At 59.9% G+C, this 26,220-nt stretch carries 23 protein-coding genes and 3 pseudogenes; 14 read left to right on the top strand and 12 right to left on the bottom strand.

From position 1 onward, the window contains the following. The first annotated feature begins 178 nt into the window (after positions 1-178). Positions 179-1,192, top strand: a complete 1,014-nt coding sequence (locus H1204_RS46565) for a hypothetical protein (protein WP_180735668.1) — start codon at positions 179-181, stop codon at positions 1,190-1,192. Between the two features lie 34 nt (positions 1,193-1,226). Here the strand turns inward: H1204_RS46565 and arcA are convergent. The 4 genes and pseudogenes from arcA to H1204_RS52305 all read right to left on the bottom strand — a co-directional run bounded on the left by arcA (position 1,227) and on the right by H1204_RS52305 (position 5,011). Beyond that, positions 1,227-2,484: pseudogene (arcA, locus tag H1204_RS46560) on the bottom strand (arginine deiminase). Between the two features lie 16 nt (positions 2,485-2,500). Beyond that, positions 2,501-3,931, bottom strand: a pseudogene (gene arcD / locus H1204_RS46555) (arginine-ornithine antiporter). 449 nt (positions 3,932-4,380) lie between these two features. Next, entirely contained in the window at positions 4,381-4,512 is a 132-nt protein-coding gene (locus tag H1204_RS52850) for a hypothetical protein (RefSeq protein WP_274608273.1), read from the bottom strand. A gap of 58 nt (positions 4,513-4,570) precedes the next feature. Continuing rightward, positions 4,571-5,011, bottom strand: coding sequence for a hypothetical protein (locus H1204_RS52305; RefSeq protein ID WP_243469047.1), 441 nt, complete (start codon positions 5,009-5,011; stop codon positions 4,571-4,573). Positions 5,012-5,317: 306 nt separating this feature from the next. Between H1204_RS52305 and H1204_RS46545 the strand changes: the two genes are divergently transcribed. The 7 genes from H1204_RS46545 (at position 5,318) to H1204_RS46520 (ending at position 13,417) form a co-directional block, all read left to right on the top strand. Then, complete coding sequence (locus H1204_RS46545) at positions 5,318-6,739, top strand: DUF2252 domain-containing protein (protein WP_180735667.1); 1,422 nt, start codon at positions 5,318-5,320, stop codon at positions 6,737-6,739. 84 nt (positions 6,740-6,823) lie between these two features. Next, positions 6,824-7,555, top strand: a complete 732-nt coding sequence (locus H1204_RS46540; RefSeq protein WP_180735666.1) for a hypothetical protein — start codon at positions 6,824-6,826, stop codon at positions 7,553-7,555. 81 nt (positions 7,556-7,636) lie between these two features. Further along, the gene (locus tag H1204_RS46535; RefSeq protein ID WP_180735665.1) at positions 7,637-9,427 is read left to right on the top strand and encodes a SulP family inorganic anion transporter; all 1,791 of its coding nucleotides are present in this window, start codon (positions 7,637-7,639) and stop codon (positions 9,425-9,427) included. A 65-nt stretch (positions 9,428-9,492) separates the two neighbouring features. Beyond that, positions 9,493-10,596, top strand: coding sequence for a DUF2254 family protein (locus H1204_RS46530; protein WP_346015788.1), 1,104 nt, complete (start codon positions 9,493-9,495; stop codon positions 10,594-10,596). Continuing rightward, positions 10,580-10,921, top strand: coding sequence for a hypothetical protein (locus tag H1204_RS53160; RefSeq protein WP_346015787.1), 342 nt, complete (start codon positions 10,580-10,582; stop codon positions 10,919-10,921). Before H1204_RS46530 ends, H1204_RS53160 begins: the two co-directional genes overlap by 17 nt. 492 nt (positions 10,922-11,413) lie before the next feature. Further along, positions 11,414-11,698, top strand: a complete 285-nt coding sequence (locus H1204_RS46525) for a hypothetical protein (RefSeq protein WP_180735664.1) — start codon at positions 11,414-11,416, stop codon at positions 11,696-11,698. 267 nt (positions 11,699-11,965) lie between these two features. Then, entirely contained in the window at positions 11,966-13,417 is a 1,452-nt protein-coding gene (locus tag H1204_RS46520) for a mechanosensitive ion channel family protein (RefSeq protein ID WP_243469046.1), read from the top strand. A 530-nt stretch (positions 13,418-13,947) separates the two neighbouring features. Here the strand turns inward: H1204_RS46520 and H1204_RS46515 are convergent. The 8 genes and pseudogenes from H1204_RS46515 to H1204_RS46480 form a co-directional block, all read right to left on the bottom strand. After that, positions 13,948-14,274: pseudogene (locus H1204_RS46515) on the bottom strand (LysR substrate-binding domain-containing protein); the annotation flags it as partial. A 26-nt stretch (positions 14,275-14,300) separates the two neighbouring features. Continuing rightward, entirely contained in the window at positions 14,301-14,618 is a 318-nt protein-coding gene (locus tag H1204_RS46510; protein ID WP_180735663.1) for a hypothetical protein, read from the bottom strand. 715 nt (positions 14,619-15,333) lie between these two features. Further along, complete coding sequence (locus tag H1204_RS46505) at positions 15,334-15,522, bottom strand: ribbon-helix-helix protein, CopG family (RefSeq protein WP_009770008.1); 189 nt, start codon at positions 15,520-15,522, stop codon at positions 15,334-15,336. A 146-nt stretch (positions 15,523-15,668) separates the two neighbouring features. Then, positions 15,669-15,896: a hypothetical protein gene (locus tag H1204_RS46500; RefSeq protein WP_180735662.1), complete on the bottom strand. Its 228-nt coding sequence runs from the start codon at positions 15,894-15,896 to the stop codon at positions 15,669-15,671. A 76-nt stretch (positions 15,897-15,972) separates the two neighbouring features. Next, positions 15,973-16,764, bottom strand: a complete 792-nt coding sequence (locus tag H1204_RS46495) for a spermidine synthase (protein ID WP_180735661.1) — start codon at positions 16,762-16,764, stop codon at positions 15,973-15,975. Continuing rightward, complete coding sequence (locus tag H1204_RS46490; protein WP_243469122.1) at positions 16,761-17,057, bottom strand: HPr family phosphocarrier protein; 297 nt, start codon at positions 17,055-17,057, stop codon at positions 16,761-16,763. Before H1204_RS46490 ends, H1204_RS46495 begins: the two co-directional genes overlap by 4 nt. A 73-nt stretch (positions 17,058-17,130) precedes the next feature. After that, complete coding sequence (locus H1204_RS46485; protein WP_180735659.1) at positions 17,131-17,517, bottom strand: hypothetical protein; 387 nt, start codon at positions 17,515-17,517, stop codon at positions 17,131-17,133. Between the two features lie 295 nt (positions 17,518-17,812). Continuing rightward, positions 17,813-18,583, bottom strand: a complete 771-nt coding sequence (locus H1204_RS46480) for a YoaK family protein (RefSeq protein WP_180735658.1) — start codon at positions 18,581-18,583, stop codon at positions 17,813-17,815. Positions 18,584-19,030: 447 nt separating this feature from the next. Between H1204_RS46480 and hyfB the strand changes: the two genes are divergently transcribed. Genes hyfB through H1204_RS46450 form a run of 6 tightly spaced genes read left to right on the top strand, consistent with a single transcriptional unit; the run spans position 19,031 to position 26,208 of the window. Then, complete coding sequence (hyfB, locus tag H1204_RS46475; RefSeq protein WP_180735657.1) at positions 19,031-21,040, top strand: hydrogenase 4 subunit B; 2,010 nt, start codon at positions 19,031-19,033, stop codon at positions 21,038-21,040. Then, entirely contained in the window at positions 21,037-21,987 is a 951-nt protein-coding gene (locus tag H1204_RS46470; RefSeq protein WP_180735656.1) for an NADH-quinone oxidoreductase subunit H, read from the top strand. Before hyfB ends, H1204_RS46470 begins: the two co-directional genes overlap by 4 nt. Further along, a complete protein-coding gene (locus tag H1204_RS46465; RefSeq protein ID WP_180735655.1) occupies positions 21,988-22,656 on the top strand; it encodes a formate hydrogenlyase in 669 nt (222 codons plus the stop codon). It begins immediately after the preceding gene. Continuing rightward, positions 22,649-24,109 (top strand): hydrogenase 4 subunit F, encoded by a 1,461-nt coding sequence (locus H1204_RS46460; RefSeq protein WP_180735654.1) that lies wholly within the window; start codon positions 22,649-22,651, stop codon positions 24,107-24,109. The genes H1204_RS46465 and H1204_RS46460 overlap by 8 nt, the downstream gene beginning before the upstream one ends. A 3-nt stretch (positions 24,110-24,112) precedes the next feature. Then, positions 24,113-25,678, top strand: coding sequence for an NADH-quinone oxidoreductase subunit C (locus tag H1204_RS46455; RefSeq protein ID WP_180735653.1), 1,566 nt, complete (start codon positions 24,113-24,115; stop codon positions 25,676-25,678). Further along, positions 25,678-26,208: an NADH-quinone oxidoreductase subunit B family protein gene (locus H1204_RS46450; RefSeq protein ID WP_180735652.1), complete on the top strand. Its 531-nt coding sequence runs from the start codon at positions 25,678-25,680 to the stop codon at positions 26,206-26,208. The genes H1204_RS46455 and H1204_RS46450 overlap by 1 nt, the downstream gene beginning before the upstream one ends. The last annotated feature ends 12 nt before the right edge of the window (positions 26,209-26,220 follow it).

The raw sequence follows: 26,220 nt of genomic DNA, 5'->3' as shown, positions 1-26,220 counted from the left end.
TCTTCCATCACCACCTATCCGCGGCTGCCATCCCGGGCGGTCAATCACGCCGTCCATGGGAACAGCAAATCGGCGGATGCAACGCAATAGCGACTCCAGCGCGATACCCTGCAGGGCCGCAGGTCGAGCGCACGGATGCCGCCGGAATGGCAAGCTTAGGCCACTCGGAGCGCGAAAGATGGGCTTGTTCAATGGATTGCTTATGCGCCGGCGCAGGCGCACGGACGCCGACACGGAGAACAGGATCGGCGAGGCAGTCGCGCGCGTGCTCGCGATGAATCCAAAATTGAAGCGCGCACGAGATCACGAAGAGCGGCTTGCGCATTCGCTCACCACGGCGCTGAGCTACACGGACGATCTCGTCGCGTCTTTGCCGCCGGTGCGCGACGCCAACGCCGAAGCGTGGTCGTTCGACGCTGTGATTCGCGCGTTCTTCGCCACGCCCCGCGACCTCTCTCAAGCATTTAGCCGCTCAGAGGCACTACGCGACCTGTTCGCACGAGACGCGGCCCCGGCAGAAGCGTATGCCGTTCTGGGTATGGCGATGACCGAGCGGCACATATTGGGTGTTGCACTCGAAGGCGATTCTATTCGTCACGACGTGCCACAAACCACACTATGTTTCAGCGACCATCGCGTCAGAATCTGCAGCGATTCGGAAGCGTCATTACGTGCGGAGATCGGGCGCCGGCTCATCGATCAGCTGGCACTGGCGGGCTTCGAAAGTCTCGGGGCAAACCGGCGCGATCTGGCAAAGCGGTCGAGGGCGCTCATCGAAGAACGCGTCGCCTTGCTCGAAAGCCAGGGCACGGGCTTGCGCGACGTTGTCGGCGAGCCCGCCATCGCCGCAGCGGACGACCTGGTTCGCATCCAGGCGGAGATGGAAAAGAATTCGCGTGCGCTTGCAAAGCTACGGGTGCCGGAAGACTCGCTCGAACTCGAACTGGAGTGTGTGTGCAACGTGTTCCTCAAACCGGCAGATCATCTGCACGTGAAAAGCAGACACGTGCGGATCGACTCGATGAACGTCGTACAAGCCCCTGACAGTCGTGCCGGGACAGATATCGAGTTTCACTTTGCGCGCATTCCGGGCAAGCCGGCCGTCATTCGTTCATTCGTAATGGTCAGGTTCCCACGCAGTGAATTGTTACCCGGCGGACTCGACATCGACGCGGCGATGCAGGCGCTGTAAAGTGAAGCGCCGCCGCAGGGACAGCGCGAGTCACTCAATAGTCGATACCGTCGCGGACGATCGGGCAAGTCATGCAATGCCCGCCGCCCCGGCCGCGGCCCAACTCGCTTGCCGTGATCGTGATCACTTCGACGCCGGCCTTGCGCAGCAACGTGTTGGTGTACGTGTTGCGGTCATAGCCGATGACCACGCCGGGCTCGATGCAGACCACATTGTTGCCGTCGTCCCACTGCTCGCGTTCGGCGGCAAAGCTATTGCCGCCCGTCTCGACGACACGCAATGTCGCGAGTCCCAGAGCATCGCCCACGACCTCCACGAGCGGCTTGTCTTCGCGGCGAATGCTGATTTTCGTCGCTTCCGAATCGCCGGGCCGCAGCGAGAACGCTACGATCTCGTTGACCACTTCGGGGAATACGGTGACCAGGTCCCGGTCGCAGAAGGTGAATACCGTATCCAGATGCATCGCGGCGCGAGACTTTCGGCAATCCGGCCACGATGATCCGCTCGACAGTCCCCTTCGCGAACAGGTTCTGCGCCAGCTCCCCGATGGCTTGCCGCGACGTGCGTTCACCCATCCCGATGAGCAGCAGTCCCTTGCCGATCGGCATGACGTCGCCGCCTTCGAGCGTGGCCATGCCGTGCTCGCGGTCGGGATCGCCGTACCAGACTTCGAATTCCTTGTGCGCGAAGTCAGGGTGGAACTTGTAGATCGCCGTGGTCGGCAAGGTCTCCTGCCGGCGGGCGGGCCAGTACATCGGGTTGAGGCTCACGCCGCCATAGATCCAGCAGGTCGTGTCGCGCGTGAATAGCGTGTTGGGTAACGGCGGCAACACGAAGCCAGAGTAGCCCAGGTACTGCCGATACATCTTCAGCGCGTTGGACTCGTCGGTATCGGGTATATTCTCTTCCACGACGCCGCCGATCAGAAACTCGGCCAGCCTGCAAGGTTCCAGACTCTCCATCCATGCGCGCACTTCGTTGGCGAGCCCAACGCCGACGGTATCCGGGCGGATCTTGCGATCCAGAATCCATGCAAGTGCTTCAGGGATATGTACCGTCTCGGTCAGCAGATTGTGCATTTCCAATACTTCGACGCCGCGCTCGCGCATCTTCGTGACAAAGTCGCAGTGATCACGTTTGGCCTGGCTGAGCCAGATCACGTCATCGAAGAGCAGCTCGTCGCAATTGCGTGGCGTCAGTCGCTGATGGGCAAGTCCGGGTGAGCAGACCATCACCTTGTGCAGCTTGCCCGCTTCCGAATGAACACCATACTTCATGGTTTCCGTAGTCATCATGTGTCTCCCGTAGTCAGAGCGTGAGGAAACCTTTGTAAAGCCCGAATGCGGCAACCAGCGCGCCTACCACGACCGCCGCAAAGATGAGTTTTTCCACCACCGTAAACACGCGTTGCCCGGTTTCGTGCTTCGCTTTGGCAAACAGCAGGGCGCCAGGTGCGTATAACAGCGCTGACAACAACACGTACTTGAGTCCGCCCGCATAGAGCAGCCACACGGCATAGATCACGGCGATGGCTGCAATCAGAAGGTCCTTGTTTCGCTGAGCGGGCTCGTGCTCGTAAGTGTCGCGACGCCATGCAACGAGCAACGCATAAGCTGCCGACCAGAAGTACGGCAACAGAATCATCGAGGTCGCCAGATAAATCAGCGAGAGGTAAGTTCCTTTGGCGAGCAGCGTGATCAGCAGGAATGCCTGTGTCAGACCATTGGTGAGCCAGAGCGCATTGGCTGGAACCTTCTTTGAATTCTCCTTGCGCACGAAGCTCGGCATCGTGTTGTCCCGCGCAGCCGAGAAGATGATCTCCGCGCACAGCAACACCCACGAGAGCAGGGCGCCCAGCAGCGAAATGACGAGACCGACACTGATCAGAATGGCCCCCCAGTGACCCACAACATGTTCGAGCACCCCCGCCATCGACGGGTTTTGCAGCGCGGCAAGTTCAGGTCGTGCCATGATTCCGAGCGACAGCACGTTGACGAGTACGAGAACGAGCAGTACGCCGACGAATCCCATGATCGTCGCCTTGCGGACGTCCGTCCGTTTTTCCGCGCGTGCGGAGAAGATGCTTGCACCTTCGATACCGATGAAAACCCAGACTGTCACCAGCATGGAGCCTCGAACCTGATTGGCGACGCTCCCGAGTTTCGGCGCGTTCAAGCCGAAGAAGTCGTTGGTGAAAAAGTGCGCGTTGAATGCAAATGCGCAGATCACGATAAACAGAACGATCGGCACGACCTTGGCGATGGTCGTGACCATGTTCACGAATGCCGCTTCCTTGATGCCCTGTAGCACGAGGAAATGAACGCCCCACAGCAACACGGAGGCGCACGCAATCGCGACGGGTGTATTGCCTTCGCCGAACACCGGGAAGAAATAGCCGAAAGTGCCGAACAGCAGGACGAAGTAGCCGACGTTTCCGAGCCACGCACTGATCCAATAGCCCCACGCCGAAGAGAAGCCCATATAGTCGCCGAGGCCTTGCTTCGCATAGATATAGACGCCGCCGTCGAGATCGGGCTTGCGGTTCGCGAGCGTCTGGAACACGAAGGCCAGCGTCAGCATGCCCACGGCGGTAATCGCCCACCCGATCAGCACCGCTCCCGCACTGGCGCTGGCCGCTATGTTTTACGGTAGTGAGAAGATGCCGCCTCCGATCATCGAGCCCACTACCAGTGAGGTCAGCGCGCCGAGATGCAACTTGGGAGCGGTAGAGGAATTGATAGCCGGACCCGTTTTCGAGCCGGATGCAGGTTGAGATACTGAATCAGACATGTAACCTCTCCTTCACCTGTTTGCGATCCGCGACGAGATCCATGCCGTTCAACGGATAGAGCAGTCGGTAGTCGTGTGCCGCGGACCAGAATGCGCCGGTTCGTCTGAATCTCGCGGTTATTCGCGCTCGACAGACGGACTCTCCACGCATACCCAGCATAGAAACGGTTAAAGCCTTTCAGTTGATTTTGGTCAAAGGATGATCTGTGCCTCTCGGTTAAAAAATCGTACGGATGCCTTATCGGTTAAACCATCGATACTGCAACGTCAGTGAGACGGACTTGCAGTTTCCTCCCGCGCGGACCATGAAGCCATTTGACACGGCGATTTTGGCTGACCGCACCGCCGGTATAGGAGCCCGCGTCGGCAGCCAGCCACAGACCGGTGCGGAACATGTATCAGCCGTGCAACTGGAGCACGCCTGGCGGCGCCTGACTGCGTCGCTTGCTACCGAGAAACGACGTGTTGTCCGTGAAGATCCAGACGCCAGCTGTTGCTTCTGCGAACCAGTTGCCCAGTGGCTTCGACACGCCGACTTCGGGTTTGAACGCTCATCGGTTGCTTCCCACATTGACGAGATGCGCGGATTCATACTGTCCGGTTGGCGCAATGAGGGTCAGACTCGTGCCGACGATCGTGTCCGGTGTCCGGTGTGCGGAGCGCGAATTGTTCCGGTGTCAACGCGGGCCCGCCCAGAAGATCGATCGAAAGCCTGAAGCGAAGATCTCCCAGGCCGGCGCGGTGCACCTGATTCGGTGCATCGAAGACGTTGCCGGAGATGTCACCGCTAATGAAAGGCGCAATCAGTCCAAGCGACGCGGCATGCCCTGCAAGGTTGAATACGTGCACGTATCCAACGGATGCAGAATTGATGTTGGCGTGGACATCGCTGATAGGAAGCGACGGATCGACGAGTACCTGTTCACCCAGCCGGGCATACGTGAGTCCAATAAAGTTGGTACCCACCGGTGCGGGCGAATACGCGCGTGGCTCGAGTTCCTGGGCCGATACCTGCATGACGGTCAGCAAAAGGTAAGTCGCGACGAACGCTGTGCGCCAATTGCGTGTGTGAAATGAACACGGTGCGCCGCTAACTGGTCCTGCGCATGACTGCGCCGGGAATCGACACTCATCTGACATGGTTGATCCCGGCCGAGTCCGATTTGATACCGACGGAATTCATTCAACGCTGAAGCCATCACCAGGAAACTCCCGCTCATGGTGAATCTCCATGCCCTCGGAGCATTGACCTGAATCAATTCGACCGGTCGTCGCGTGGGTATCGTAAAACGTATACGGATGTGGCAAGGCTTGATTGCGTTTAGGAGCGATGTGATGGACAACGCCGTTTCACACAAGGCAACGCGCAACGCACACGCAGCGCCTGTTTCGTATCGAACGCCCGATGAAAGGGCGGCTCAAGGGCGTCAGGTACGTGATGCAGTGCCCAGGTCATCCCAGGCCGGATGGAAGACTCCTGAACGACGTCAGGATCCGCTGGAGCTTCTCGAGATGTCCAACGAAGGCCGGCTCGCCAGCCTCGTACCGATACGCTTCGGACGAATGTCGGCGTCTCCGTTTGCGTTCTTTCGCGGCGCCGCCATTATCATGGCGGCCGACCTCGCCGTGACGTCGACGAGCGGATTGCGTGTGCAGGCATGCGGTGACGCTCACCTGATGAACTTCGGCGGCTTCGCGACGCCCGAGCGCAATGTGATCTTCGATATCAACGACCTCGATGAAACGCTTCCGGCGCCGTTCGAGTGGGATGTGAAACGCCTTGCAACCAGCGTGGTGATCGCAGCGCAGCATCTGGAATTGCAGTACAGCGACGCAACCCGCGTGACGACGGAACTCGTGCGCGAATACCGCGAGCGCATGCACGACTACTCGTCCATGCGTGCGCTAGACGTCTGGTATGACAAAATCGACCTGCAGAAGTACCAGGATCGTTCAGGCGATCCCGCTGTCATCGAAGCGGTCCGCAAGCGCATCGCACAGCGGATCGAAATCGAGCGCCGCAAGACAGTGCCCGATCATTTCTATCCGAAACTGGTATCGGAAGAAGGCGGGCGGCCACATATCAAGGACGAGCCACCGCTTATCTTCCATCCCACGGAAGAGATTGCCCCGGGTCTTCAGTCGGGTTACGCGGAAGCGATCGCTTCATATCGTGAGAGCCTCGCGGAGCATGTGCGGGTGCTGTTCGACAGGTATGAATTCGTCGATCTCGCGTTGAAGGTGGTCGGCGTGGGTAGCGTCGGCACAGTGTGCGGTGTCGGTCTTTTCATGGCCTCGGACAACGACCCGCTGTTCCTGCAGGTCAAGGAGGCGCGGACGTCGGTGCTCGAACCATACGCGGGCAAGAGCCTGCACGCGAATCATGGGGAGCGCGTGATTGCCGGCCAGCGCATCATGCAGTCGGCCAGCGATGTGTTTCTCGGCTGGACCCGCGGATCAGGCAGGCGCGACTTCTATATTCGCCAGCTGCGCGACCTGAAGATGTCGGTGATCATTGAATCGCTGGATGCGGGCTTGCTCAGGCAGTACGCGCGCATGTGTGCGCATGCGCTCGCACGCGCTCACGCGCGGTCGGGGGATGCAGCAATGATCGCAGGCTACATGGGTTCGGGCCAAACCTTCGATGACGCGATCACCGAATTTGCGACCGAGTACAGCTCTCAAAACCGGCGTGACTATCGGGCGTTCATTCAGGCGATTCGCGAAGGCCGGATCCAGGCGACGACAGTCGAGTAGCGATGCGCTAACGCCCTGGCACAGAGGCATGGATGCGTCGTTCCGACGAATCGGGTGCTGGAAAGAGATTGGTGGAGGCATTTCATGTGCACGTTATTTTCCGTGCTGCACAAGACCATAGTGGGCTCACTACTGTGTCTTGCTATCGTCGCTCCGCTTGAAGGATTGACGCAGCCTACTCGCAATGTTACGTCGGCCGACCTGACTACGCCCTCTGAGCGTACCGGGTTCTGTACGAAAATGCGCGAGGCGCAGACTCATGCGGAACGCCAGGCAATCGCACAACAATGGCACGAGCTGCTTGTTTCGCGCGCGAAGGAACAGGGCGTCAACTTATCAGGCAGCATGGGCAGCCATCATTCAATGATGGGCTATGACGGCGGCATGCCGATGAGCATGGGTATGAGCCCGGCATGCAGCGGTATGGGAACGGATGTGCCGCTTTCCTCCGGAGCGGGAGGTCCGACCGTCGCTCGCAGTCTGGGCATCGCGTATGTAACGGGCGGCGTGGGCGTCGAGGAAGCAGCCGCGATGCGCGCCGTAGCGGCCGGCTACAGCATGCGCGCGCGCTTCACCGCGAATGGCGGCGAATTCGTCTCGGATGTGGACGTGCGCATATTGACCATCGATGGCCGTTTGATCTTCACAGCCATTTCGGATGGTCCGTATCTCTACGCGCAAGTTCCACCGGGACGTTACCGGCTCGTCGCAAAGCTGAACGGACTCGAGCGCTCGCGAAGCGTCAATGTTCCGAGGCGCGGCGGCATCACCGTATCATTGACGTGGCCCAGCATGCGAACCGCTACGGGCGGTTGATGTCTCGCGCGATTGCGGGCTCGAAAACGGGCCGGCCGGCACGGTTGAACCTTCGGATGAACCGACCGGGAGGAGGGTTAAATGGCTAACCAGCAAGTCTCCGGCGCCACTACCGGAATTGAGGCACCCGCTACAGGCTGGCGCGAGATATTTCCGCCGGCACAATGGCTATCGACCTATCAATGGCGCTGGCTTTCCGCCGATGCAGTTGCCGGTGTGACGCTCGCAGCCTACGGCATACCCGTGTCGCTCGCCTACGCGACGCTGGCAGGGCTGCCGCCGCAATACGGCATCTACTGTTACCTGGTGGGCGGTCTGTTCTATGCGGTATTCGGATCGTCGCGTCAACTGGCCATCGGTCCCACTTCCGCAATCTCGATGCTCGTGGGAGTGACCGTCGCCGACATGGCAGGCGGAGACCCAGCGAGATTCGCTTCTATAGCAGCCCTGACCGCAGTGCTTATCGCGGTGATGTGTCTGGTAGCGTGGATTTTTCGATTGAGCTCGCTTGTGAACTTCATCAGCGAAACGATACTACTCGGCTTTAAAGCGGGGGCCGCGCTGACCATCGCGTTGACCCAAATGCCCAAGCTGTTCGGCGTCAAGGGAGGCGGCGAGCAGTTCTTCGAGCGCGTCACGATTCTCGTCGGGCAGCTTCCCGATACGCAACTCGTCGTACTGATCTTCGGTATCGCTGCGCTCGCACTTCTGCTATTGGGCGAAAAATTTCTTCCCGGTCGTCCCGTTGCGCTGTTCGTTGTGGTGTTGTCGATCGTGCTGCTGACGGTGACGCCGCTTCGCGAGATGGGATTCAAGATCGTCGGTACCTTGCCGACCGGCTTGCCCGAATTCCATTTTCCAGCGCTGCGCGTGCGCGATGTCGATGGCATCATTCCGTTGGCGTTTGCATGCCTGTTGCTATCGTATGTCGAAAGCGTTTCCGCCGCGCGGGCGATTGCACAAAAGAACGGCTATGAAATCGATCCGCGTCAGGAACTGCTGGGATTGGGTGCGGCCAATCTTGCGGCCGGTTTCTTCCAGGGGTATCCGGTGGCGGGCGGTTTGTCGCAGTCGTCCGTCAACGACAAGGCGGGCGCAAAGACGCCGCTTTCGCTTGTGTTCGCTTCGATCGCAATCGGGTTGTGTCTGCTGTTCCTCACGGGACTGCTTACCAATCTGCCCAACGTGGTACTTGCCGCGATCGTGCTCGTGGCGGTCAAGGGACTCGTGGACATTCGCGAATTGCGTCATGTATGGCGCGTGAGTCGCTATGAGTTTCTCGTATCGATGCTCGCATTCGCCGCGGTGTTGCAGTTCGGCATCCTGAAGGGCGTGATATTCGCGGTTCTCGCATCGATGCTGCTGCTCATCAGGCGCGCCGCGCATCCGCACGTAGCGATGCTAGGACGCATTCCCGGCACGCGGCTATATTCGGATGTCGAACGTCACCCCGACAACGAGGCCGTGCCAGGCGTGCTGATGTTTCGCGTGGAGGCGTCGCTGCTCTACTTCAACACCGAACATGTCCGGGCGACAGTATGGAAGCACATCCGGTCGAGCGCAGTTCCCGTCAAGCTGGTGATCTGCGACCTGTCCAGTTCTCCAGCAGTCGACATTGCGGGCGCACGGATGCTGGCGGCACTGCAAGCGGATCTTGCGAAAGGGGGAATGCGTCTGCGGATCGTGGCGGCCCACGCGGATGCGCGCGACATTCTGCGGGCAGAGGGTCTTGAGGAGCGAGTCGGAGATTTTGGGCGGCGCGTAACCGAGAGCGACGTAGTCGAAGCATTCTTGCAAGGCACCGACACAACGGTCGTCACCGTGGAGGACGCAGGAAAAGGGCCGTTGCCGGACGCCACCAGGCCGGCATGAACCGTTGAACGAAAGTGCATCGGGCGCTCGACGTTTCCGTGTCGAAACTGGCGAGGGAGACTTGCATGGCCTGGAACCGAAGATACAGCGTCATCAGCTATGTCCGGTCCTCACTGTGGATCGTGCCCATTCTTGCGGTGATCGCCGGCATTGCCTTGAAGCGCATTGCCGAGTACGTGGGTGCCTGGTTGACCACGTATCATGCGTACGATTTGCAGCATGGATTCCTTGCCGTCAATGCCGACGAGGCACATTCGATTCTCGATCGGATCTTCACGCTGAACCTCTCCTGTCTGGTGTTCAGTTTCGGTTCCTTGCTGGTTGCCATTCAGGTGGCAGGCGGACAGTACACACCGCGCATCATCGCCACAACGCTGCTGCGCGACAACGTTATCCGATGGATCGTGGGACTGTTTGTATTTTCGTTACTCTGGACGCACAGGACCATGGCGGAACTGGGTCAATCCGCTATTGTGCCTCAACTTCAGGTGTTGCTCGCATCGATCATCGGGCTTGCTTCGCTGGTCGCATTCATTCTGCTGATCGATTACTCGGCGCGCCTGCTGCGGCCAGTCAGCCTGATAGGGCGAGTCGCTGATCAAGGATTCGCCGTCATTCGCCACATCGATCCGTATGCGTTCGATGAACGCCAACGACAAGGGGCCTCAGGCTCCCAAACAGGTGAGTGTCCGGCTAGACAAGAGCCGGGCTCGAGGGCAAACGGTGACCGTGCGCCAAAGGGCGGCGCGCAGAGCCGGCGAGTGATCCCTTACCAGGGACGCTCCGGCGTTGTCCTTGCCGCGAACCTGCACGGTTTGGCTCGGGAGGCCCAGCGTCTCGATTGCCTCATTGAGTTCGCAGTTCAGGTGGGCGATTTCATCGCTACCGACGAGCCACTCTTTTACCTGTCCGGTGGAAGCGTCGCAATCGATGAAACTGACGAGCACCGGTTACAGAAACTCGTTGCGCTCGGTACGGAAAGAACGATGGAGCAGGATCCGATGTTCGCATTCAGGATCGAGGTCGATATCGCCCTGAAGGCATTGTCGGCTGCGATCAATGACCCCACGACGGCCGTGCTGGCTATCGATCAGTTGCACAGGCTATTACGCGTCGTCGGTAAGCGATCTCTAGCCGATCGGACGGTTAGGGATGAGCGCCGGGCATGAGCGAGTTCTTTTTCGCACACCCCAATGGCGCGACTACGTGCACCTCAGCATCAGGGAAATACGGCAATGCGGCGCGGGCAGTATGCAAAAGAACTTGATGAAAACGCTGCCCGTATCGCGTCATGAGGCGTTGCGCCACGAACTCGAGTTGCTGGATGCTGCAATTATGCGCGAGCACATGTTCGACGAAGATAGGGCGCTGGCCAGGATTCCTGACACACAGGGGCTGGGCGGTCCATCGGAGAGCACCACACCGATGATGACATCGGGAATCGACATCGAACAGGGGCAAATGAGCAATGACAGCCATTCGAGGGTGCCGTAAATCGGCAGGCAAACGGACAGCATGATGTCGGCGGTTCGCATGAGCTCTGCTCTGATCTACGTATTGGGAGAATTTTCCATGAGCATCCAATGGCTGGCTAGAAGCTTCATCGGCATAGCAGCACTATCGATGGGGATCGGAGCAGCGTTCGACGCCTAAGGACAAGAGCGGGCGCCAACCGACCCGGCACAATCAAGGCAATTTTCAGGGGGCCAGTGTGGTCCGGACGAAGGCCATCGTCTTCGGGATTGATGCAGAGCGAAATAGCTTCTCTCTTCTTCGGGAGAGCGGCGAGCCGGTCGACGTGCAAGTGGATCGGTCTGTAGGGGAGGTAAGCACGCTAAAACCAGGTGATGAAGTCTCCATTACATACCGCCGTGTGCTTCTGATTCGCGCGGGATAGAGTTCGTCGAATGGAATTCGTGAACGGGTAGACAGTGGATTCAGCACCGCCCAGTCGCTAGGATCGTCGCTGTGCTCAGAGTCCAGGCGGTGGCGATCGATGAACGGATCATCCACGAAAAGCCTCAGCTGACCTTGCGCGGTCCCACCAGAACGGTAACGCTGGAAACGTCATCCGAAGGTCTTTTGAACAGGCTCAACATTGGTGTCAGTGTAAGGGTCCACTTCGTCGAGGCAACGGCGATTCAAATTTCGCGCGCGGGAGTTTCACTGCAGGAGCCGATTGAAGCGGCGAACGCGCAAGGAGATTCGCGGGATGAATCAGACCCGGTCGAACCGGGTGTCTCGGGCGGGATCGAGGGACAAAACCGTTGATGCACATCAAGCGAGCCCGCAGGTCCGCGAGTAGCCTCTGAGTCAACGACAGGCTATGACAGCGTTGTTGGTAGCGGAGGGAACAATGGCTTTCAGATTTCCCATCGTGGCAATGGTTGCAATGATGCTGATTGCTCCGCTTCAGGCTGCAAGTGAAGAGGGCGGGCGGAAACGTCCCCCATCCTCGAGTCGGCTCTGGATACGGCGCCCGTTGAAATCGACGGTCAACTTCTGTTCATAGTGCGAGGGGTCTCGTCGTTTCCCGCAGTGGTGCGCGCCGAGGCAATCAAAGGAAGAATCGAGAAGGTGGCGGCCGACCCTTCATTCCCGAGCGACGGATTGAACGCCGAAGTTGTCGAGAATGTCACGATGATCATGGCCGGGCAAGCCACGCTGATGATCGTGAGCGAAGCGGATGCCCAGTTGGAGCACACGAGCCGCGACCATCTCGCCACATTGCACGTGATGCGAATCCATCAGGCCATTGACGAGTATCGGCAGTCCCGTAGAAGCGAAGCCCTGGTCAGGTCCGGCCTCTATGCGGCTGGAGCCACAGTCCTCATGATGCTGGTGATCGCAGTTCTGCTCGTGCTCAACAGGTGGATCGACAAGGCACTCTCCAAAGTTCTTACGGGTCGGGTCCACGCCGTCGGCATCCAGTCTTTCGAGATCCTCCGTTCTGAAACGATCTGGAGGGTATTTCATGGTCTAGTGCGTGCGACTGGAGTCGCGACCATCATTGCGTCAGCGTATGCCTACTTGCATTACGTACTCGCGCTCTTTCCCTGGACCCGCTCCATGTCCAACGGCTTGTTTAACCTTGCTGCGGGTGCGGTCGAGCATATTGGGAACTCCGTGGGCGCCACGATCCCCGACATCCTTGTTTTGGCCATCATCTACTATCTGTCCCAGTTCGTGTTAGGCCGGATCCGACGCTTTTTCGACGCGGTGGAGCAGCGGCGGGTCACCTTTGCCCAATTCGAGCCGGAATGGGCCATCCCTACCTACAAGCTTGTGCGAGTTCTGATCATGGCCTTTGCGCTGATCGTCGCGTACCCGTACATTCCTGGCTCCGAGTCCGCCGCTTTCAAAGGAATTTCCATCTTCATCGGCCTGGTGATCTCTCTCGGCTCCTCAACAGCGATTTCCAACCTCATTGCTGGCTACATGATGACTTATCGAAGAGTGTTCAAGGTGGGCGATCGCGTGACGGTGGGGGATGTGACAGGCCAGGTGATCGCCGTTCGCCTCCAGGTGACGCATCTGCGGACAATCAAGAATGAAGAAGTCACGATTCCCAATTCACAGATCCTGAACGGCGACGTAACAAATTTCAGTTCCATGGCCGACACCCTAGGATTGATTCTCCATACAACGGTTGGAATAGGCTACGAGACCCCCTGGCGACAGGTGGAGGCGATGCTGCGCCAGGCTGCAGAGGGGACCTCGGGGGTGCTCAGGGAACCGCAACCGTTCATCCTGCTGATCAAGCTGGGCGATTTTTCGGTCACTTACGAACTCAACGTCCACATTCGTGACCCGCATATGATCGCCAGGATCAATGCGGACCTGCATCGGCACATCCTCGATGTCTTCAACGAGTACGGCGTGCAGATCATGACCCCTGCCTACGAGGGCGATCCTGAGGAATCGAAGGTCGTCCCGAGGGAGCAGTGGTATGTGGCACCGGCGTCGTCGGATCAAAAATTTGCAGGTTGATTCCTGTGCATCTTCTGGAGATTGCAGAGCATGGGATGGTCGACGTACGGCCGTTCGCCGGCTTAAGCCGGGCGAGTTCGAGCAATTCCAGCGCGCAAGATCCAAGGTTATAAACAGCCGGTCCGCATCGTTGATCCAGGTCATTCCATTCGCGGGAAAGACAGTCCGGACAGAGTCTTTATAAACGCCATTCCAGGTGCCATGAACGCCCCACCGAATGCTGGGAGTAAGCGTGTTGATCACTTCCGAAGCAAGGGCGTGTGATGCCAAGGGATGGCAGCAACACGATGCGAATGAAACGAGTAGACGTCTTCGACATATCCTCAAGTTCGGCTTCGAACCGGCTTGACGGGCTTAAGGACCACTGGCGACCGTGGCGAAGGTGATGGCAACGCCTCTTCCATGACAGAGCCTGAGAAAGAAAACCTGTGATGGGGCGTCCATTGGCGTTGAAACCGGCCATTGTCGCCGTCGCGTTCCGGATGATTGGAAGGGGGATTAGCATCCGTCCGCCGTCCTTCAATACTCGCGATTTGCAATGACGCGAGCTGCCAGTCCTCGAACAGCGCGACGAGTTCGCCCATTCTCAGATGAGCTTCTGACATATCGCGCGGCAGCCACGGGATGCCGAGGCCGGCCAATCCGGCCGCGAGGTAGGCATTGCCATCATCCACGGCGAGCGCGTAACGGCTTTGCACCTTTACCGTCTCGCCACGGCGATGCATGACGAGCGGATAGAGATTGCCCGCGCGTCCCCATGAGAATCCGATGATGCGGTGATGCGAGTTTTCGAGTCCCCGGGGATGCGAAGGCGTGCCTGTCAACGCGAGATATCCGGGCGACGCGAACGGACCAATGTCACAAGAATCAGAGTTCAAATAAGTTAAGCGTCGTCAAACATGTGCTTCGCCGAAACGATTTCCTCGCCCAAAGATGCGAAATATGCTCGCCAAAATCGCACGGCTTCTTCTGCAGACGCCTGATCTGGAAGACACTCGATCTCAAAAACGTCGCAATCTGAAAGATGTCCGAACGCGCACCATCCCTTCAACGCCGCGTCTGTGCCGTGCAAAATGAGACTTATGATGTTCGCGCGTCGTTGCTCTATGCTCCCCGCGACATAGTCAATAAACAGACTGGAATCCGATGGTCGAGAGACGCCAAAAACTTGGTACGGAATTGGATAGGGTAAGCTTTCCATCGTCCTTTCCTCCAGTCTCTATTGGTCGCTAAACATTGGTGATGCAACGAGTAGAATTCTTTGAGTACATCAAGCCCGTCGGAAGGTATGCGTTCGATTGCCCCAAGGGCCTTTGTGCAGTAGTAATCGCTCCAACGAACATGCGTTTGAGCCCACAGCGTATAAGAAAAGGACAGGAAACTATGTACGCTTCCGCTTATGGGAATGACAGAAATCGCGGCTTGAACGCCTCAAGGCGAGAAACTCACACGGCGGACAAAAACAGTCCGTCCTGCCGTGCCATTGCCGTTCGGTCCGCGCTTCATGCTGGAAACCTCAACTGCAGGTAATCTGACGCCATACAAGCTTCGACGCGAAAAGCGATGGACTCGGGCAGGTCAATCTCGGGGCGGCTTCGAGGACGACGGGACGGATTGGATTGTGCGGCAATGGACCATCGAAACCGTCAGCGACCGGGTATGGCAGCCCTATGGCCGCGTCAATCTATGGCACGATTGGGCGGCCGCCGAACACGCAGTTTGGGAGCGACCAGACTCCTGTGCGCGAAGAAGCAACCCGGATGGGACTTGCCGGCGGAGTCACGCGTTGCTTTCGCCGAATTTCAGTATCTACGCACAGGCTGGTTACCAGTTCGCTGTGGGCAACACGGATGGTGGAAGACGTCAGGGCGTGCAGGGTGATCCTGGGCTTCGTTACGCGTCGTGCCTAAGAACTGTCATCGCCGCGTACGTGAGCCGATGGTGCTCCGCGTTTTCCAGGTCACGCCGTGCTGCTCGAGGTAGTCTCTGATAAGCTGCCGCACAACCTGAGACGGTGTCAGGTCCTGTGCGGCGCAGAGTTTCTCGAACGCTTCTTTTTTTACGGGGTCAATCAGGACTGTCAGTCGGGCGCTTTTCGATTCCATGGTGGCAGCGAAGGTTGGAACATGTTAATCAAATTATAATGGATTGTTCGCTTTCGCTACAGTAATTGATGTCACGGGGCTCAATCGACAGGCGGGCGCGTGCGTCCAGGTGGCAGTCCTGGCGGCCGCCAGCAGCAACAAGAGCGTCAGATTTGCGTCCGGCCAAGCAGAAAACTGCGTCCCGCCTGGGTGAGCGTCGTGGCCCCCCGACCGTTTTCGGAGACGGCAACAAACCCGGCACGAATCAGTTCGTGAGTGACGGACCAGCTCAGGGCTGGCGTGTCGCGCCCGTAGCGTGGTTGCGAAAGGCGCTCGAGCGCCCAGATCGCTGCATGGCTTAATGTGACTGGCTGAAAGTCAGTAGGCTCGGTCATGTCTCAGTCCTTGTAATGGCGTGGTTCGCGATGGGAGAAGCGGGGTGAACTCGATCCCGCAGGGGAGCGTGTCTGGTCAGGTTCTTGGGCAGGCCGTGCGTTCTTCCCAGTCAATCCTTTTGCCGTATTCGATCCTTATCGCCGTTTCGCGTAGATTCAACGGGTGCATGGTTTCGAGGACGCGCGCTCGTGCAAGCGACTCGTCCAGGGGGAGGGATGCGGCCGGCGCCTTCCACGCAAAGACGATGACATTCTCGGGACTGTCCTCCGCCGGCACCACGACGACTGCATCGTCGAAGACGGCCCTGATTGAGCAGACGCAGCGGCGGAACCCGGAATCGCTGCTGATCAGATTGGCTACCAGCAATCCGTTATCCGGCAACTGTCGCCGGCAGGCCGTATAGAACGCTGTGCTGCACAGTTGCGGCGGCACACCCTCGGCGTTGAATCCATCGACAAGCAGCACGTCGGGGCGATGGTCAGACGAATCGACATAGTGGGCGCCATCCGCACATATCACCGCGAACCGCTCGTCGTCGGCCGGTATCTGGAATAGCGAACGAAGCGCGAGCACGTCGGGATTGATTTCGACAGCGGTGATGACGGCGTCCGGCACATAGCGATAGCAATACTTCGCCAGTGAGCCCCCGCCCAGGCCGACGATCGAAATGCGGCGCGGATTCGGCTGGAACAACAAAAAGCCCATCATGGTTCGCGTATATCCCAACGCAAGCGCGTAGGGCTCATGCGCAAGCATGCAACTCTGCACGCCGGTTTCATCGAACTGCAGCGCGACGAAACCGCCCGCACGTACAACGACAGGTCGCTCGTGTCCTGGATTCCGGCTGGGCCAGCCGCTCCGGGTCATCGTTCGGCAATGGCAGGTGTGCATCGCGGGCGCGGCTGCATGTATTGCAACGCCCCGCACTTTGACGCACTGAGTATGGCCGAAAGGGCGTGCAGTGCATCCCGCTCGTCAGGACCTGCCACAAGAATGCGAACGGGCGTGTCCCGCCGGGCCCGCAGCGACATGACCGACATGGCATCTTTGCCATTCACATGGCGGCCATTTGCCGTGCAGATAACATCGCTCGCAAACGTGGCCGCTGTTGCAGCGAATTCCGCAGCTACGGTCTCATCGACTCCCCATCGGGCCGTCACCCGAATCAAAGCATCTACCACTGCATCTCTCCGTTCCTTCGCGCCGGTTCAACAAGGTCGATCCGTATTCGACCTAGTGCAGACGCTGTCCGACAATGTCCGCAAGAAAGCTGCGCAACTCTTCGTCCCATGTCTCGCTGTCCAGCATCACGCTGGTGGTTTCCACCGGCCGCAGGCTGGCGTCGAGATAGACCGCGCGGACGGCTCTAGGTGGTAGTGGTTTGCGAAAAAGCCGGCCATCGCCGTCGAGAAAGAGGCACGTCTTTCCGCGATACCGGGCGCCACGGATGGAGATAGCGTCGAACACGTGGCGCGCCGATGCCTTCGGATAGACAAAAACGATGTTGATTCCATGAGCTTCGAGACTGTCGGATATCTCCGCAAACCGATGGAGCATCTGAAACCCGCGTTCCCCGGCCGTGCCCACGCCGACCACGACCAGGCCGTGATCGCCCTTCATATCCCGAACGAGTCGGCATGCGTGGTCGTACGACAGCAGAGCAGCACCAGGGTCAATCACGTTCTTTCCTTGCCGGTCTTTCGGACACGCTTCGCACGTCTGTGCAGCGCACCGCTTCAAGGCTTTCCCAATCCAGCCTCCTGTCAGCACACCCCGCCAGACTGCAATGCAACTCAAATGATAATGACATTATCATATCATGTGTGCGTTTGACCGGCACAGATGACGCGGCTCCGCGTTCCGTGCCGGCCCGGCAGGGAGCATGAGGCGCGATCGTGTCGGCTCGTCACCGGGATCATTGCGGCTTGCGCGCGGGCCGCCACGGGCGCTCCCGCAGATCGTCAAGCAATGGAATGATCGCCAGCGCCGTCAGCACGCCCGCGAGCGGAATAGTCGACGCGTAGCCGACGTGCTTGAAACCGAGGGCGCCTGTCACGCCGCCTGCAAAGAAACTCGCGAGCATGCCCGAGTGCACCTTGAGTCGCTCCCGGTTGGCGAGAACGGGCTTCGACGCCATATCGTCTTTCGAAGCGTTCCAGTAAAAGAGTTTGCCGAGTTCGATGCCGATGTCGGTGACGATGCCCGTCATGTGCGTGGTGCGGATTTCCGCGCCTGACAGCTTGGTGATCATGGCGTTCTGCAGCCCCATGATGAAGCAGAGCAGCACGACGGTTGCCGGCACGAACAAGGTGTCCCGCAGAGCCAGATGACTGCCGACCAGCCCGAAGCACAGAAGCAGGGCGGCTTCGAGCATCAGTGGGGAAGCATATTGACTGTTCAGGCGCTGACGGCGCCCCCAATTGACGAGCACCGCCGAGCAGGCGGCGCCCAGCAGAAACGAAATCAGCGAACCGATACCGGCGAGCACCAGCGCGACATCGCCAAGCACCGCCTCGTCCGCGATCGCGGAAACAATGCCGCTCATGTGCGATGTGTACTGCTTCACGGCCAGATATCCACCCGCGTTCGCCGCGCCTGCGACAAACGCAAGGGAAAACCCGAGGCGCCTGTTCGCCTCGGTACTCCGGTCCTTTCCGGTCAATGTTCGAAAGAAGTGCGCGGGCATGCGAGAAAGACTCCTGCGGTCACACGATGTATGCGGCCTAGTGTGGGCGTGAGTTCCACCGCGTCGGAATTTCGCGCTGGTCTCGGGTCTGAAAGACGGATTGCCATTGTGCCGGCGTGAAAACACGGCGCCGCCGCGAAGCGACGGTGTCATCGCTGCCGCATGGAATCCTGCGGGCAAAGCTGATAGGATGATAACGACATTATCATAATCTGATAACTGTATGTTCCTGACGCCGGTCCTGTGCTTGCAGGTTCCGGCCTCGAGAGGAGACATCCCATGCGGCGCGGATTTGCGGCAGACGGACAGCTTCGTCAACCGGGCGGTCAGACAGGCAGGCGCTCGGGCGTCACCTGTCCTGAAGGGCGTGCGACGCAAGTCGTTGATCGCCTCGCATCCGGTGCGGCCGCGGGCCGCGAATAGGCATACAGCAAAGGGCGACGCACGATGGCCTCTCTCACCATCCTTCCGTTCGTGCTTGCTGTGATCGCAGGTTGGCTCCTCGTCGGGGTGCTGGGGCTCACCAGTCTGCATCGCACGCGAGTCGTCGCACACGGGCTGTTCCCGGCAGGCGCATTGTTCGGGGTGCTGCTCTGCGCGCTGGGCATTGCAGGCGCGTTTTCCGCCCCTCAGGAGGCGATCCTGCCGCTGGGGCTGCCGGGTCTGCCGTTTCACGTCAGGCTCGATGGACTGTCGGCGTACTTCCTGGCGGTGCTCGGGATGGTTAGCGCAGGCGTCAGTGCCTTTTCCGCCGGCTATTTCCGCAAGGGCGAAGGCACGCCCCCCGGGTTGCTCTGTTTCGAGTACCACGTGTGCCTCGCGGGCCTCGCACTCGTCCTTGTGGCGAACGACGCCTACTGCTTCATGGTCGCGTGGGAAACGATGACGCTTGCGGCAACGTTCCTCGTCATGAGCAACCACCGTATTGCCGAGATCCGCCGGGCCGGCTACCTGTACTTCCTGATTTCGCACGTGGGCGCGCTTGCGCTGCTGCTGTGTTTCGGCTTGCTGCAGGCGGGTACCGGCGACTATACGTTTGCCGGCATGCGGCAACAGCATCTGGGCATGTTCTGGGCATCCATCGCGTTCGCGCTGGCGCTGCTCGGCTTCGGTGCGAAAGCGGGCATCTTCCCATTGCACGTCTGGTTGCCCGAGGCGCATCCGGCAGCGCCCTCGCCCGTGTCAGCACTGATGAGTGGCTTTGTCCTGAAGGCAGGGCTTTACGGCATGCTGCGAACGGTCTTCGACCTGCTGCACTTGCAGATCGCGTGGTGGGGTGTCGTGATGCTGGCGCTCGGCCTTTTCACCGCGCTGTTCGGCGTTGTATTCAGTGCGATCCAGACCGACATGAAAAGGCTGCTCGCGTACTCGTCGATCGACAATATCGGTCTGATGTTCGTCAGCATGGGACTCGCGGTCCTGTTCCGGGCGTTCGACATGCCGGCGCTCGCCGGGTTGTCGCTAACCGCATTGCTCTACCAGATCGCAAGCCATGCCGCGTTCAAGAGCCTGCTGTTCATATCGACGGGTTCCGTCCTGCACGCAACGGGTGAGCGCAATCTCGGACGCCTTGGCGGCCTGATCCGATTCATGCCGTGGACCGCGTGGGTGGCGTTGCTGGGGGCGCTTTCGAGTGCCGGTCTGCCGCCCTTGAGCGGGTTCGTGTCCGAATGGCTCCTGTTGCAGAGTTTCCTGTTCACGCCCGACCTGCCGAACTCATTCCTGAACATGATAATTCCGCTGGTCGCGGCCCTCATCGCACTGGTTGCCGCGCTCGCCGGCTACACGATGGTGAAGTTCTTCGGGATCATCTTTCTCGGGCAGCCACGCGAGCCAAAGCTGGGCAACGCGCGGGACGCAAGCCCATGGGAGCGTGTCGGTTTCGTCTGGCTCGCGGCGATGTGCGTGCTGCTCGGCTTGCTGCCGGTGCAGTTCGTGGCCGTTCTCGATCGCGTGACGCAGGCGCTGATCGGCGCGGGCATCGGGCCGGCGGTCGCCCGGAATGGCTGGTTGCTGCTGGCGCCCACGAATATTGGGCGAGCGAGTTACATGCCCTTGGTCTTTCTGCTGTTCTTCGTCGGCTGCTGCGCGCTAGCCTGGATACTGGTGCGTCGGTTCTATCATGGGCGGCTGCGTCGCGCGATTCCCTGGGCGTGCGGCCATCCGTTCGTGAATGCACGCATGCAGGATACGGCCGAAGGGTTCGGCCAGCCGATCCGCGAAATCTTCGCGCCGGTGTTCATGATCGAACGGCAGCTTCCGTCACCCTTCGATGCGCGTCCCACGTATCGCGTCGCCGTAATGGACCGCACGTGGACGATGATTTACGAACCCATCGAACGCGCTGTCAGGCTTATCGCGGCGCTGGCCGGCCTGCTCCAGGCGGGCCGCATTGCTGTCTATCTGATGTACAGCTTTCTGGTACTCATCGGCCTGCTGATTCTGGTAAGACGATGATCACGATCCCGGGACTCTTCTCGCAACTGCTTGAAATCCTGCTGGCGCTCGCGGCCGCACCGCTGCTGACCGGCTGGATCAACATGTGCCGCGCCTGGCTGCAGAACCGTCGCGCGCCGTCCATCTGGCAGCCGTACCGGATGCTGCACAAGCTGTTCAACAAGGAATCGGTCGTCGCGTATCACGCAAGTCCCGTATTTCGCGTTGCGCCGTACGTGATCTGGGGCTGCATGACGCTCGCGTGCGCGATTGTGCCGACGCTCTCGACGGATCTGCCGTTGTCGCCCGCCGCCGACGCCGTTGCGCTGGTCGGGCTATTCGCGCTGGCACGCGTGACGATTTCACTTGCCGCGATGGATATCGGCACGGCATTCGGCACGCTGGGCGCACGGCGCGAAATGCTGGTGGGATTCCTTGCCGAACCGGCTTTGCTGATGGTGCTTTTTTCCGCGTCGCTGATCACGCACTCGACGCTGCTGACGCGTATCGTGGGCACGCTGAGTCATCAGGAGCTTGCGATCTATCCGAGCCTCGCGTTCGCGGGCATTGCCTTCACGATGGTTTCACTCGCCGAGAACGCCCGCCTGCCCGTCGACAATCCGACCACGCATCTCGAGCTGACAATGATCCACGAGGCGTTGATCCTCGAGTACTCAGGCCGGCATCTCGCCCTGATGGAGTGGGCCGCCAGTCTCAAGCTGTTTGCCTACTCGTGCATCGGATTGGCCCTTTTCGCGCCGTGGGGCATCGCGGAAGCCGGGAATCCCGTCTCACTGCTGCTCGCAATACCAACGCTGTTCGTCAAGCTGCTGGTGGGCGGCGCCGCGCTCGCCGTGGTGGAGACGACCAACGCGAAGATGCGCATCTTCCGGGTGCCGGAGTTTCTCGCCACGGCCTTTCTGCTCGCGGTGATCGGCATGCTTGTCCACTTTCTGCTGGGGGCATGAATGCACGGTCTCCACGGTCTTTCGACGCAGATTATCAACCTGTTGGCCGCTGTTCTGCTGATGGTGTCGTTCGCGATGCTCAGTCAGCGACGGATTCTGACGCTGATTCACCTCTATACGGTGCAGGGTATCGCGCTTGTATTGGCCAACCTCGTTCTGGGCTTTGTCACCGATGACGTCCATCTGTACATCTCGGGGATACTGACTCTCGTCCTCAAGGTCGGGCTCATCCCCTGGATTCTGTACCGGCTAGTGCAGCGCCTCAACGTGAAAACCGATGTCGAGACGCTACTCAACATACCGACGACGCTGCTCATCGGAATCGTGCTCGTTATCGTGGCGTTCAACGTAGCGACGCCGGTCAGCCAGCTCGCATCTTCGGTAGCGCGTGGCACGCTCGGTATCGCGCTCGCCTGCGTGTTGCTGTCGTTCATGATGATGATCACTCGCTCCAAGGCGATACCGCAGGTGATCGGCTTCCTTTCGATGGAGAACGGTCTTTTCTTCGCGGCCGCGGCGGCGACCAACGGCATGCCCATGATCGTCGAACTCGGCATCGGGCTCGACGTGCTGGTCGGCATCCTGATTCTCGGCGTATTCATGTTCCAGATTCGCGAGCAGTTCGACAGCCTGGATATCCACCACCTGGAAAAGCTCAAAGATGACTGACGCCTGGATTCTGGTGCTGGTTTTCGGCATTCCTCTGTGTGCGGGAGCATGCCTCGCGCTAGTGGGGCAACATGCGTCGGCTCCGAGCCTGAATATTGCGTTCAGTTTTTTGACTTTCGTCGCGGCGATGCTGCTGGCCGCGCGAACCGTTGCCCACGGTCCGGCCTTTGCACTCGGGAAGCTCTTTTTCGTCGATCCGCTTAACGTCTTCCTCGTTGCACTGACGGCATTCGTCGGCTGGACTACCTCGATCTTCTCGCGGCCGTATATGCGGATCGAACAGGGGCGCGGCAAAATGACGGCGACGCGCATGCGGCTCTATCACAGCATGTACCAGCTGTTTGTGTTCGCGATGCTGCTCGCGCTGCTCACCAACAACGTCGGCATCCTGTGGGTGGCAATGGAAGCCGCGACGCTCGCGACGGTGCTGCTGGTGAGCGTCTATCGCACGGCGGCCAGTCTCGAAGCGGCGTGGAAATACTTCATTCTGTGCGGTGTCGGCATTGCGCAGGCGCTGTTCGGCACGATCCTGCTTTATCTCGCGGCAAGCCGGCAGCTCACTGGCGGCGATGCGTTGCTCTGGACCAGCCTGAGCGCGGTCAAGGGCGCGCTCGATCCCACCATCATGTCGCTTGCGTTTGTCTTCCTGCTGATCGGCTATGGCACGAAGGTCGGCCTCGTGCCGATGCACAACTGGTTGCCGGACGCGCACGCCGAGGGGCCTACGCCCATTTCCGCCGTGCTCTCCGGCCTGCTGCTCAACGTGGCGTTGTATGCGGTACTGCGCTGCAAGGTGCTCGCCGACGGGGCTTTGCAGAACGGTTTGCCGGGGCGCCTGATGATCGGGTTCGGACTGGTGTCGGTGCTGGTCGCCACCTTTTCGCTGTTGCGGCAGAAAGACGTGAAGCGCCTGTTCTCGTATTCGTCGATCGAGCACATGGGCCTGATGACGTTCGCCTTCGGACTGGGCGGGCCGACTGCGACATTCGCCGGCCTGCTGCATATGACCGTGCATTCGCTCGTCAAGTCGGCGATCTTCTTTTCTGTCGGCCATGCTGCCCAGAAAGCGCGCACGCAGACGATCGACGACATCCGCGGGCTGCTGCGCGTGAGCCCGACCGTCGGGTGGGGCATGATGCTGGGAGCGCTGGCCATTCTCGGCATGCCGCCGTTCGGCGTCTTCGCGAGCGAGTTCCTGATCCTGACTACGGCCATCAACGAACTGCCGTGGGTGACACCTGTGCTCCTCATCGCGCTTGCCGTGGCGTTCGCAACCATCTTCGCGCGCGTGCAGCACATGGTATTTGGCGAGCCAACGGCGACCGTGCTTGAGCATCCACCAGCGGTCCTGCCGATATTCGTTCACCTCGGCTTTGGATTGATACTGGGGCTTTACATTCCGCCGTACCTTGCCACGTGGTACCGGCAGGCGGCAGCGATGATTGCGGGGTGACGCATGCGGATCGACGCGCTCGGGCTTTCTGACCTCGTTCGGCTGTCGGCGTCTGCCGGCAGGGCGGCGTCCGCCTATCTGGCAGATACCGACGCCGCGACGTGGGTGCGCATCGCCAGCACAGCACGCGAGGAGGGTAGCCGGCTGATTTCGTTGTGGGGTGCGGAAGCGGCTGCGAGCACGTTTGTGATGTCGGCTGCCTATGCGATGCAGGATGGCCTGTTGTGGGTGCGGTTGCCTGTCGCGATGGGCGAGGAAGGCGTGGCGAGCTATCCAGACCTTTCCAGCATCTTTCCATGTGCGTCGCGCATGCAGCGTGCCGTCTACGACCTGCTCGGGCTGCACGCGACCGGCGCGGCGGATACGCGACCGTGGCTGAATCACGGCAACTGGCCATCCGACTATTTTCCGCTTCAGAGTCTGTCGTCCGGAAACGAGCGCTTCGAATCACAGGAAGCAGACTACCCGTTCGTGCAGGTCGCTGGAGACGGTGTTCATGAGATCGCGGTGGGACCGATTCACGCGGGCATCATCGAGCCGGGACACTTTCGCTTCTCCGTCGTCGGTGAGAAGGTGTTGCGACTGGAAGAGCGGCTGGGTTATACGCATCGGGGTATCGAGCGGCTGTTCGGGCAGACGCCGTTGCTGCTCGGACATCGTCTGGCGGGACGGATTGCAGGCGACACGACGGTCGCCTTCTCGTGGGCCTATTGCATGGCCGTCGAACGCGCACTGAACGTCTTTGTGCCGCCACGCGCGCAGCGGCTGCGCGCCCTGTCGCTCGAACGTGAGCGAATCGCCAATCATCTGGGCGATCTCGGCGCGCTTGGCAACGATGCCGGCTTCGCGTATGGGCTCGCGCAGTTCTCCAGGCTGAAGGAAGACTGGCTGCGTCTGAACGACCAGGTATTCGGACATCGCTATCTGATGGACCAGATCGTGCCGGGCGGTGTGGCGCGCGATATGGCTGCGGAGTTCATCGAAGTTGTCGCTGACCAGTGCGAGCGAACCGAACACGCGGTCCGCGTGATGCAGCGCATTTACGAAGAGCAGTCGGGATTACAGGATCGCTTTGCAGGCGCAGGCAAGCTCCCGGCGAACGTTGCCGCACATTTCAGCGTGTGCGGCCTGGCGGCACGGGCGAGCGGTCTTGGTATCGACGTCCGCATTGATCATCCTTACACGCCGTATCACGAAGTCCAGCCTCAAATGGTGTGCGACAACCGGGGCGACGTGGCTGCTCGCGTCGCTGTGCGGTTCAACGAGGTCTACGAGTCTCTGCGGCTGATTGGCGCGTTTCTCGACGGTCTGCCTGACGGCGGCGTCGTCGCGCCAGTAGAAACCGGCCAGTCGCCATCCTGCGGTGTCGGCTGGGTCGAAGGTTGGCGCGGTGATGTGTTCGTGGCAATCGAGACGGGTGAAAACGGGACCATTTCCCGGTGTCATTGCCATGACCCATCGTGGCAGAACTGGCCGGCGCTGGAGCACGCGATCATCGGCAATATCGTTCCCGATTTCCCGCTGATCAACAAATCGTTCAACCTGAACTACGCGGGACACGACCTGTAATGTGGCAACTTCTCAAACAGATCGCACGGACAGACATTCCGGCCGGGTCCGTCCCGGACACGAACGACGCGTGGAGAACCTCGCATCAGCAGCAGATCCAGCGGGAGATTCTCGAGGTGCTCGGTCGCGCGCTGTGCATTCGCCAGATCGATGCGGGTTCATGCAATGGATGCGAGCTGGAAATTCACGCGCTGAATAACCCGTACTACAACATCGAGGGTCTCGGCATCAAGTTCGTCGCGAGTCCGCGTCATGCGGACATGCTGCTGGTCACCGGTCCGCTCACGCTGAACATGAAGGAAGCGGTCCGACGGGCATGGGACGCGACAACCCATCCAAAGCTCGTGGTTGCCGCAGGCGATTGCGCGTGCACGGGTGGCATCTTCAGGAACAGCTATGCCGTGTGTGGGCCGCTCTCGAAGCTGCTTCCGGTGGATGTTGCCATTCCAGGCTGTCCGCCACCACCGGTTGAACTGTTAAGAGGCATTCTGACGGCGCTGCGCTCGAGGCCGGACGCACGCGCGCCGTAATCATTGCGGGAG

Origin of the sequence: Paraburkholderia sp. PGU19 (assembly GCF_013426915.1) — a bacterium.
Taxonomy (GTDB): Bacteria; Pseudomonadota; Gammaproteobacteria; order Burkholderiales; family Burkholderiaceae; genus Paraburkholderia.
The sequence above is the reverse complement of the archived record's forward strand: the minus strand, read 5'-3'. Positions and strand labels throughout refer to the sequence as shown.